General features: G+C 35.2%; 1 pseudogene. It reads left to right on the top strand.

Annotated elements, in window-relative coordinates:
* Positions 1-106: 106 nt before the first annotated feature.
* A pseudogene (locus tag FFR48_RS28460) lies at positions 107-452 on the top strand (RNA-guided endonuclease TnpB family protein); the annotation flags it as partial.

The following is a 452-nucleotide window of genomic DNA, read 5'->3' as shown; positions in this document are numbered from 1 at the left end:
TGCACCCTATAAATATCTGCTTAATAACTGTATACTATTCTCAATAAGCACCAGATTTTTTCAGAGGGTCTATCACCTCAAACCTTTTCCCTATCTTGGTTTCAACTTGCTTGTCGCCCCCTCAAGTTTAGCACTTTGTCAACAGGTATTATTACATAACAAACTTAATCCTCAAGACAAAATCAAATTTCCCACAGCTATAGATTTACATAAATGGTTAGTAGCAGCCATTAAATCTACCCTTCCTTGGTATTATGAAGTTTCTAAATGCGCCCCTCAATACGCATTAAGATATCTGTCAGATGCCTTTAAATCCTTCTTCAAAAAAAGTAAAGGCTTTCCTAAATTCAAGAAAAAAGGGAGACAGGATTCTTTTACCTTAGATGGGGCAATTCATATTGACTATAGAAAAATCAAAGTCCCTGTAATTGGCTGGCTAAAAACTTATGAAA

It is taken from the genome of Sphaerospermopsis reniformis (assembly GCF_005402885.1).
Taxonomy (GTDB): Bacteria; Cyanobacteriota; Cyanobacteriia; order Cyanobacteriales; family Nostocaceae; genus Sphaerospermopsis; species Sphaerospermopsis kisseleviana.
The sequence above is the reverse complement of the archived record's forward strand: the minus strand, read 5'-3'. Positions and strand labels throughout refer to the sequence as shown.